Origin of the sequence: Halomonas sp. (assembly GCF_029263665.1) — a bacterium.
Classification (GTDB): domain Bacteria; phylum Pseudomonadota; class Gammaproteobacteria; order Pseudomonadales; family Halomonadaceae; genus Halomonas.
The window spans coordinates 45,564-55,690 of sequence record NZ_JAJUFQ010000028.1; the positions used below are offsets into that span (position 1 = coordinate 45,564).

Genomic DNA, 10,127 nt, shown 5'->3' on the forward strand with positions numbered 1-10,127 from the left:
CAGTTCGATACATTCAGAAAGTTTCGATACCTAGACGAGTGAAGCGCCGCGAGTGTGACACCACATCGTAAATTTTCTGCTATCTACGCATCACACATCACCATGACGCCTTTTGTAAGCGACCAAACGACGACACGTCTGACATCGCGCGGTCATGAGCCACTAATGGCACCGAATAGAACGATGGCGCCGATATAGAACGGGAGCTTGGGTGGATAGCACCATGCTCTGGCGCGTACAATGCGCGCTCCACTTTGGTCGTAGTCGCTTGTCGTGTCGGCCCAAGCCTCTCATCCATGTCCCTCCCGCGAGATTCTCTGCCGTGCTCTCTACCGCCAACATCACCATGCAGTTTGGCCCCAAGCCGCTGTTCGAAAACGTTTCTGTCAAATTCGGCCAGGGGCATCGCTATGGCCTGATCGGAGCCAACGGCTGTGGCAAGTCGACCCTGATCAAGATTCTCGGGGGCGACCTGGAGCCTACCAGCGGCCAGGTGATGAAAGATGCCACCACACGACTGGGCAAGCTACGTCAGGATCAGTTCGCCTTCGAGAACGAGCGTGTCATCGATACGGTGATCATGGGCAACGAAGAGCTGTGGTCTGTCGCGGCCGAGCGTGAGCGCATCTATTCGCTGGCCGAGATGAGTGAAGAAGATGGCATGGCGGTGGCGGATCTCGAAGTGCGCTTTGCCGAACTCGATGGCTATACCGCCGAGTCGCGTGCCGGTGAGTTGCTGCTTGGCCTGGGTATCCCCCTGGAACAGCATGATCAGCCGATGAGTGTGGTCGCTCCGGGCTGGAAGCTCCGGGTACTGTTGGCCCAGGCGCTGTTCAGCGATCCCGACGTGCTGCTGCTGGATGAGCCGACCAACCATCTCGATATCAATACGATTCGCTGGCTGGAAGATATTCTCAAAGCGCGTTCGTCGACCATGATCATCATCTCTCACGATCGCCACTTCCTGAACAGCGTCTGTACCCACATGGCGGACCTGGACTACGGCGAGTTGCAGCTGTTTCCCGGCAACTACGATGAGTACATGACCGCTGCCACTCAGGCGCGCGAACGTCTGCATAACGAGAATGCCAAGAAGAAGGCTGAAATCGCCGAGCTCAAGCAATTCGTCAGCCGCTTCTCGGCCAATGCTTCCAAGGCCAAGCAGGCGACCTCGCGCCAGCGCAAGATCGACAAGATCCAGCTCAATGAGGTCAAGCCCTCATCACGCATCAGCCCCTTCATTCGCTTTGAGCAGAACAAGAAGATTCATCGTCAGGCGCTGGCGGTGGAAGCACTCTCCAAGGCCTGGGACGACAATGTCCTGTTCGAGCGTTTTGACCTGAGAATCGAAGCGGGAGAACGCATCGCCATCATCGGGCCCAACGGCATCGGCAAGACCACCTTGCTCAACTGCCTGGTCGGCGCGATGGCACCTGACGCCGGCGAGGTGAAATGGACCGATGCGGCTGAAGTCGGTTATTTCGCTCAGGACCACGCGGCGGACTTCGACGGTGGCGAGACGCTGTTCGAATGGATGCAGCAATGGACGACCGCCGGCGAGCAGACAGTACGTGGCGCCCTCGGCCGAATGCTGTTCTCCAACGACGACATCGGCAAGTCGGTCAAAGTCATTTCAGGTGGCGAGCAAGGGCGTATGCTGTTCGGCAAACTCTCGCTGCAAAACCCCAACGTGCTGGTCATGGATGAGCCCACCAACCACCTGGACATGGAGTCCATCGAAGCGCTCAACCTGGCATTGGAGCACTATCCCGGCACCCTGATTTTCGTCAGCCACGACCGAGAGTTCGTTGGCTCACTGGCCACGCGCATCATCGAGATGAAAGACGATGGCATCGTCGATTTCAGCGGCAGCTATGATGACTACCTGCGCAGTCAGGGCGTGCTCGGCTAAGCCGTCTTTCTTGCTCTCAAAACCCCTGCACTCAAAGCCCTTCATTCAAAGCCCCCTCCGAGGCCTTTACCTCGAAGGGGGCGATGCACTCATTCAGATCATGATCGTCGAGCCAGCGTCAGGCTCACGGCTGGATCGAAGGTACAACAGACCTCAGACAAGCGACCTGCGCTGGCGGCGGGCTTCGCGCCGATCACGCCATACGGCACGACAGATCAACACCAGCACGCCCAGAGTCAGGGCTGGCCAGATCAGTACATAGACGGCAAAGAGGGTAGTCATGGACAAACTCCGTGTGATGGGCGCCGGTATGCCGACGCCATAGTAGCTGGGATATAGATCAGCGCTGCGTAGCGAGAGGTGCGGGTACAGGCTCTTTGGTCGACTCAACTGATTCCGCGTCGACGATATGCTCGTCGTAGTTTCCGACCTGCTCACGAATGCTGTCGAAATCAAAGCGCTCCCGGCTGGCCAGACTCATCACTACACACACCAGAGTGCTGGTGCCATAGGCGGTCAAGGAGGCCAGCAGCACGGTATAGTCACGCAGGAAGCCAGTGGCGAAGATCAGCATCGCCACCAATGCCAGCCCACCTGCGGTGAAGCCGGCCACGCGGCCAAGAAAACCAAAAACCATCAAGCCGATGATGACTCCGCCGCCGATACTGCCCAGAACCTCGAAGAACAGTCCTGTTACCCCCGACAGAGGTACCCACTCAAAGCGGGCCACACAGAACACCAGCATGGCGACCAGCACAGAGGTGGTGAATGCAGCATTGGTGACCCGGTTCCAGAAGCAGCTGGCGATGACTGGAAAGACGATGGCGCCCCATAACGCACCGACAAAGACCAGCATCACCAGGATATCCAGCGAGAAGCTGGCGAAGATAATGCCAATGGCAGTGGCAACGATCATGGTCAATCGCCCCACCAGTAACATGCGTTCAGGGTTGGCCTTGCCCCGGGCAATATTCTTCCCGTAAACGTCGGCCATCATGATCGCTGACAGCGCCGAAAGATCGGAATCTGCCGTAGAAGACAGCGAACCTATCACCAGGATGAAGAACAACGCGATGAACACCGGCGGCAGATAACCCGAGACCATCTGCGGAATCAGATTGTTCATGTCGCCGTTCAAGGGCTCGACGCCAAGTGTCAGCGCCATCAACCCGATCATCCCCAGACCAATGACAATGGCGCCATAACCGATGGTAGCAGTGAGAAAAGTCGGCTTGATGTGCTCTTCCTTGACGGCAAACAGGCGCTGGGAAATGGTCTGGTTGCCGATGGCATAGGCCAGTACAGCGACGAAGAAAGGTGCCCCCTGGTTAAGAACAGCATCAGCAGAAAAGAAATTGGCCTGCTCGGCGCTCAGGTTATCAAGCCCTGCGACCAGCTCACTCGGGCCGCCCATCGCAAAGAACACAGCGGGAATGATAACCACAGCAATGGCCATCAGAGCGACCAGCTGAGCGAAATCGGTAAGCACCGAAGCACGAAAACCCGACCACAAGGTATAGAGCAGTACACCAGTCCCGGCCATGATCACCCCTGCCTGAAAAGACAGTGGCGAGAGTACCGATACCAGCGCTCCAGCAGCAGTGAAGTTGACCATCAAGCTGATGATGCTGCCCAGCAGGTTGGACAGCGCCAGGATCAATTGGCTGGAGGAGCCGTGGCGGGCATGAATCAGCTCGCCCAGGGTATGGGCATTAGGGGCAAGCTTGCGAAAACGCCGGCCGAAAGGATAGATGAACAGAATCATCAGTGCCCCCCACAGTCCGTAGTGGATGGGGCCTGAGACACCGTAGGTATAGCCTGAAGTCGCGGCGGCGTAAAAAGAAGCCGCCCATATCCAGGTCGCAGTCATGCTCGCTGCACCAATACCAAAGCCAACGCGATGATTGGAGACCATGAAGGCATCGGCATCTTCTTTTTTCTTGCGAATACCAAGCGTCAGCAGATAAGTGCCGCCATAAAAGGCGAACATCAGCAGGATGACTGTCAGGGTCGAAAATTGATGGAGTGGAGCGTTGTTCAAGAGCAACCTCGAAGTGGGTGGAACAGAAGCGCGCCACCAGCGCCGCGACTTGCCACGGGCACAGGACGCAGTGAAGAGATGACCATGAGGGCACGAGAAACACGCTCGACGAGATGTCCCCGATCAGCCCAAGCAGGGCTTCGGAAGAAGGCAAAACGCGCTATCGGCCGTCATGGCGGCAGAGGCAGGAAACGTCGTCGAATCGACGTCAGAAAATCGGCGGTGGGCGGCGCGGCATGCAGCGGCCCTGGTCAGCATAATGGGGCGACATGGATTTCCTCTCTATCGATAACGACGTCGCCAGACAACCGAAAATGCCGGTGATCACGTCATCATCGTGGTAGTGAGACCAAAACATCCCGTTGCGGGATGATGCCGGGTCCATGTGGTGCAGCGATACGACCCGAGGCAGGTACCCTAATATGTTGCAGGCTAGATGTCCAATTGGCACCCATCGCTCCAATTTCTCCAGCCAATATCCAGAGAGCGGTGCAACGGTCATCAAGGCGCTCTACTCCTCCAAAGTCCCCGAGCGCCTAACTTTTCCTTTACATATTTATATTCAATGGCAAACGATCTTCTCTATTTCATCATGCCCAGACATTGATATGAAATATTACCGATAGTGCTTCTGAAAAACAGGAAGGCATCCAGAAAAAAACACGATTAATCCGCCAAGTCTTTCTTGCGCATATTGGCTTCCATATATTTTCCGTTTCAAACAGTATTTAACATTTTGCTTATTAATATAATGGACTCAAGGACATGCAAGACGTCCATCAGGCATATGAAGCTACCCAGGTGATGCACCACCATTTCTGATCTTCCTGCCTTTCACAACACCGTGGTTTACGGCACCATTTCCCCCAGCACAGCAACCTCAAGGAAGGCGCATGGCGCACTCAACTGCCCTCACACCAGGATTCATGGTGATCCACGGTAACCATCTGGAAGCACTGCGCGACCTGGCGGTGAACTGGATGCGCCAGCATCCGCTGGGACCGCTGGAAAACGAGGTGCTGCTGGTGCAGAGCAATGGCATCAGCCAATGGCTCAAGCTGGCCCTGGCGGCCAACCCGGAAGATGGTGGCTGCGGTATCGCAGCGGCACTGGATGTCACTCTCCCTGCGCGCTTCCTGTGGCAGGCCTATCGCACCGTACTGACACACCTTGATGGCCCCGATTCGGTACCTCCGACGTCACCTTTCGACAAGTCACGCCTGACCTGGCGGCTGATGCGTCTGTTGCCCAGCCTGCTGGACGATCCAGGCACTGCTGAAGCGTTCACGCCATTGCAGCGCTTTCTCGATGCCGACGATGACCAGCGCAAGCGCCACCAGTTGGCCGAGCGCCTGGCGGACCTGTTCGACCAGTATCAGGTCTACCGTGGAGACTGGCTGGAAGCCTGGGCCAATGGCGAGGATGTCCTGATCGATGCTCGCGGCCAGTCCCGCCCACTGCCGGAAGACCAACTCTGGCAGGCGGTGCTGTGGCGGGTGCTGCGTGCCGATATCGGCGAAGCCGGCATTGCCTCCAGCCGTGCTGGCGTCCACCAGCGTTTTGTCACCGCCTGCCAGTCCCTGGATGCCTCGGCGCGACCAGCAGGGCTGCCACGTCGAATCATGGTCTTTGGTATCTCGTCGTTGCCCAGCCAGACCCTGGAGGCCCTGGCCGCCCTGTCGCGGATGTGCCAGGTCGTGCTGTGCGTGCATAACCCTTGTGAGTTCTATTGGGCCGATATCATCGAACATCGCGACCTGCTGCGAGCTGCCCGACGTCGCCAGCAGCAGCGCCCCGGCATGCCCCTGGATCTCGACGACAGCCAGATGCACCTTCACGCCCATCCCTTGCTCGCCGCCTGGGGCAAGCAGGGCCGTGATTACCTGCGCCTGCTCGATGAGTTCGATGAACACCAGCAATATGCCAAGCTGTTCGAAAACGATGCACTACGCATCGATCTGTTTGAACCACATGCCCTGCCCGATGGCCGCCAGCAACTGTTGCATCAGTTGCAGGATGATATTCGCGCCCTGCGTCCTATGAGCGAGACGCAGGCGCTGTGGCCTTCTGTCGACAAGAACGACACCTCTCTGACCTTCCATGTGGCGCACAGCCCATTACGCGAGGTGGAATTGCTCCACGATCAGTTGCTCGCCGCTTTCAGTGCCGATGCAACCCTCAGGCCACGCGACGTGCTGGTGATGGTACCGGAGGTGGATGCCTATGCTGCGGCAGTGACATCCGTGTTCGGGCGTCTGGAAAGCGACGACCCACGCTACATTCCCTTTACCCTCTCCGACCAGGCCAGCCGCCATCGCCAGCCACTGGCTATCGCCGTGGAAACCCTGACCCGGCTGCCAGAGCTGCGTCTGTCGGTATCGAACCTGCTCGACCTGCTCGAAGTGCCCGCCGTGCGAGAACGCTTTGCCATCCGCGAGGACGATCTCCCGGTGCTGGAACGCTGGATTGCGGGTAGCGGTATTCGCTGGGGACTGGATGCCGAGCAGCGCCAGAGCCTCGACTTGCCAGGGGGGTTGAGCCAGAACACCTGGACCTTTGGCCTCCGCCGCCTGCTGCTGGGCTATGCCGTGGGAGAAGGGGCAGCAGATGAACCGACACCAGCGCCAGGCCAGGATACGGCCTGGCACGATATCGCACCCTACGGTGACATCGGCGGACTGGAAGCCGCCTTGGCTGGCCCGTTGGTGCGTCTGATCGACACCCTCGAACATCATTGGCATGCGCTTTCCACACCGACGGATGTGGGCAACTGGTGCATCCGGCTGCGCGCGCTGCTCGACGATTGCCTCAGTCCGGTGGACGACAACGACAGCAATCTGCTCAGCCGCCTCGACCTGGCCTTGGAAACCTGGCATGAATCGGCCATCGAAGCGGCCTTCGATGGCGAGATTCCCCTGGCGGTGGTGCGCGAGCAATGGCTGACCACCCTCGACGACGGCGGTCTGTCCCAGCGCTTCCTGGCCGGTGCCGTCAATGTCGCGACCCTGATGCCCATGCGCGCCATTCCATTTCGTCATGTATGGTTGCTAGGCATGAACGATGGTGACTATCCGCGTACCCAGGTTCCCCAGGACTTCGATCTGATGGGCCAGGACTATCGGCCCGGGGATCGTTCGCGTCGGGAGGATGATCGCTACCTGTTTCTCGAAGCCTTGCTCTCGGCCCGCGAGCGCCTGTCCATCAGTTGGGTAGGACGCAGCATTCATGACAATAGTGAATGCCCGCCATCCGTACTGGTCAGTCAGCTGCGCGATCACCTGGCCCGCGGCTGGAAACTGGACGAAACCGATGAAAATGGTGGAACGGCCCTGCTGGAGCACTTGACCACCGAGCACCCACTGACGCCTTTCAGCCCCCACTACTTCATGGGCCAGCCACACCTGTTCAGCTATGCTCACGAGTGGCGTCAGGTGCATGATCGTGACACCCTCACCGATCAGATCATTGCTCCCCTGCCAGCCTGGGAGGCCAACGCCCCTCTGACACTGGCTCGCCTGTCCCGGCTGCTGGACGATCCCGTCGCCACCTTCTTCAATCAGCGGCTTGGCGTGCGTCTGGCCTTGCCGGAGTCCGGCCGGCTCGACCAGGAACCCTTTGCCTTGAATGGCCTGGACAGATGGCAGTTGCAAGACACGCTGATCCAGGCCCAGCGCAGGGCCGTCGACAGTACTGAAGGCGGTGAAGACGACAGGCACCAGGCACGTCAGGATGCCTTGTACAGCACGCTGGACCGGCTAGCCCGGGAAGGACATCTCGCCATGGGGGGCTTTGCCGAACGCATGCGCCAGCACCTGGTCGAGCCCATGGATGAATTGTTCGAACTATATGCCCGAACCTGCCAACGCTGGCCCCATGCCCATCAGACCGCCACCCCGTTTTCTCTGACACTTGGCGGCCTGGAAATCGAGGATGTCATCGATGAACTGCGCCAAGACGCTGATGGCCAGCGCTGTCGAGTGGTATTGCTGACATCCAGCCTGATTCGCAATAACCGTTACCACTGGAAGCATTGGGTCCGTCCCTGGGTGGTGCATCTCGTGGCTCAGATCTGTCTCGGCCCGACAACCACCCGCCTGCTGTCCCGTGTGGGAGATGGCCACCTGCCCCCACTGACCGCCGATGAGGCGCAGTCCTGGCTCGGCAACATTGCCACTGTCTGGCATCAAGCCATGTGTTGCCCACTGCCCTTGGCCAGAGATTCGGCCTTCGCCTGGCTGCGCAAAGGCGGAACTCCTGCCGCCATGGCACGCATTCTCGAGGGGCAGTCTGAAAAAGCGGATGAAGCGGCCCTGGATGATGCCTGGAAAGTCCTGGCAGGCAATGAATTCCAGCCTGGGGAGTTCCCGCGTAACACTTACCTGACCCGTGTCTGGGCCGGACCAGAAGCCCTGATCAATGAGCATGGCAATGAATTTGCCGCCCTCGCCGAATCGCTGTATGGACCGCTCAGCCGTCTTGCAAGGTCCGGGGAACCTGACAATGGAGGCAACCAATGACCACCAGCATCATGCTTGATCCGGTCACACTGCCTCTCGACGGCAACCGGCTGATAGAGGCCAGCGCCGGGACCGGCAAGACCTTTACCATCGCCCTGCTGTATGTGCGCCTGGTCCTCGGCCCCAGGCCCTGCCCGGCCGATGGCGAACCAGATACTGCGGCCTTTCCACGTCCACTGACACCGCCTGAAATTCTGGTAGTAACGTTCACCAATGCCGCCACACTGGAGCTGCGGGACCGCATCCGTGCTCGCCTGGTGGAAGCGGCAGAGCTGTTTCAACAGCCCGTTCAACGGCAAGCTCAACAACAACCGTCACAGACCTCACCATCAGCAGAGCCGGCATGTAACGAAAGCGACGAAAGTAACGAAAGCGACGACAACGCCAGCGACCCACTGGTGCGTCTGCGCAACCAGTGGCCAAAGGAGCACTGGCCCGCCTGCGGCCGGCGCCTGCAACTGGCCGCGGAATGGATGGACGAAGCGGCCATCTCGACGATCCACTCCTGGTGCCACCGCATGCTCAGCGAGCATGCCTTCGACAGCGGCAGCCTGTTCTCGCTGTCCCTGGAAACCGATCAGAGCGAGCTGGAGCTGGACGTCGCCCGTGACTACTGGCGCACCTTCCTCTACGCATTGCCCAGCGAATATCTCGATCAGCTCACGAGTCATTGGGAAACACCGGAAGCCCTGCACAAGGCTCTCGGGAGACTGCTGCCCCATGCCGAAAGCCTGGACGAAGCACCCGTTCCTCTGGAAACCTTCGAGCATGTCAGTGCCGAAACCGAGCACTGCCTGGCCGCACTCAAGGCACCCTGGCCTGCCTGGCTGGATGAGCTGGAGGCCGTACTTGAAGATGCTGCTTCGCGCAAAGCCTTCAATGGCCAGAAGCTCAACTCCCGGAGTCGCGCCAACTGGCTCGCCGCCCTGCGCCAGTGGGTGGAGGATCCAGGCCAGAAGCAACCCGCGTTGAGCAAGGCTGCCTGGGAGCGCCTCACCCCACAGGGCATGGCCGATATCTGGAAAGAAGGCTCACCGCCGGACCTGCCCGCCCTGAATGCCTTGGCCGAGTTGCCTGCACGCTTGAGCGAGTTGCCCGACGCCTACCCGGCACTGGTCAGTCACGCGGTGCGCTGGATGGCGGAGCGTCGCCATCAGGCCCAGGCCCGCCGAGCAGAAATTGGTCCCGATGACCTGCTGATTCATCTGGATCGTGCACTTTGTGCAAGTGGTTCAACGCAAGCTGATGTTCAGAGCAAACGCTTGGCCGAGCGTATCCGGCGTCAGTTTCCCGTGGCCATGGTCGATGAATTCCAGGACACCGACCCGGTGCAGTATCGTCTGTTTGATCGCGTCTATCGGCTCAGTGGCCATGACAGCCCCGATGCAGAAACCGAGCCGAGCGCCGTCTTGCTGATTGGCGACCCCAAGCAGGCCATCTACGCTTTCCGTGGCGCCGATATCCATACCTACCTGGAGGCCCGCCGCGCCACTCAGGGGCGTCATGCCACACTGGGCAGGAACTTCCGTTCTACTCAGGCCATGGTCAGCGCTGTCAACCACTGTTTCGCACAGGCCGAAAACTATTCCCGTGGTGCATTCCTGTTCCGGCAAGGCAGCGATAACCCCTTGCCCTTCGTACCCGTGGCCGCCCATGG

General features: G+C 59.2%; 5 protein-coding genes. 3 read left to right on the top strand and 2 right to left on the bottom strand.

The window, feature by feature from the left end; all coding sequences use genetic code 11:
• The first annotated feature begins 322 nt into the window (after nucleotides 1-322).
• On the top strand, nucleotides 323-1,912 hold the full coding sequence (locus Q1K07_RS19340) for an ABC-F family ATPase (RefSeq protein ID WP_300314956.1): 1,590 nt from the start codon (nucleotides 323-325) through the stop codon (nucleotides 1,910-1,912).
• Between the two features lie 153 nt (nucleotides 1,913-2,065).
• Here Q1K07_RS19340 and Q1K07_RS19345 read toward each other — a convergent pair whose 3' ends face one another.
• Complete coding sequence (locus Q1K07_RS19345) at nucleotides 2,066-2,194, bottom strand: putative transporter small subunit (RefSeq protein WP_300314942.1); 129 nt, start codon at nucleotides 2,192-2,194, stop codon at nucleotides 2,066-2,068.
• Nucleotides 2,195-2,252: 58 nt separating this feature from the next.
• Complete coding sequence (locus Q1K07_RS19350) at nucleotides 2,253-3,953, bottom strand: sodium:solute symporter family protein (RefSeq protein WP_300314945.1); 1,701 nt, start codon at nucleotides 3,951-3,953, stop codon at nucleotides 2,253-2,255.
• An 893-nt stretch (nucleotides 3,954-4,846) separates the two neighbouring features.
• On the opposite strand from Q1K07_RS19350, the gene recC reads away from it, so the two are divergent.
• Nucleotides 4,847-8,470, top strand: a complete 3,624-nt coding sequence (gene recC / locus Q1K07_RS19355) for an exodeoxyribonuclease V subunit gamma (RefSeq protein ID WP_300314948.1) — start codon at nucleotides 4,847-4,849, stop codon at nucleotides 8,468-8,470.
• The coding region (locus Q1K07_RS19360; RefSeq protein ID WP_300314951.1) for a UvrD-helicase domain-containing protein at nucleotides 8,467-10,127 on the top strand (1,661 nt) is incomplete at its 3' end. The genes recC and Q1K07_RS19360, both read left to right, overlap by 4 nt.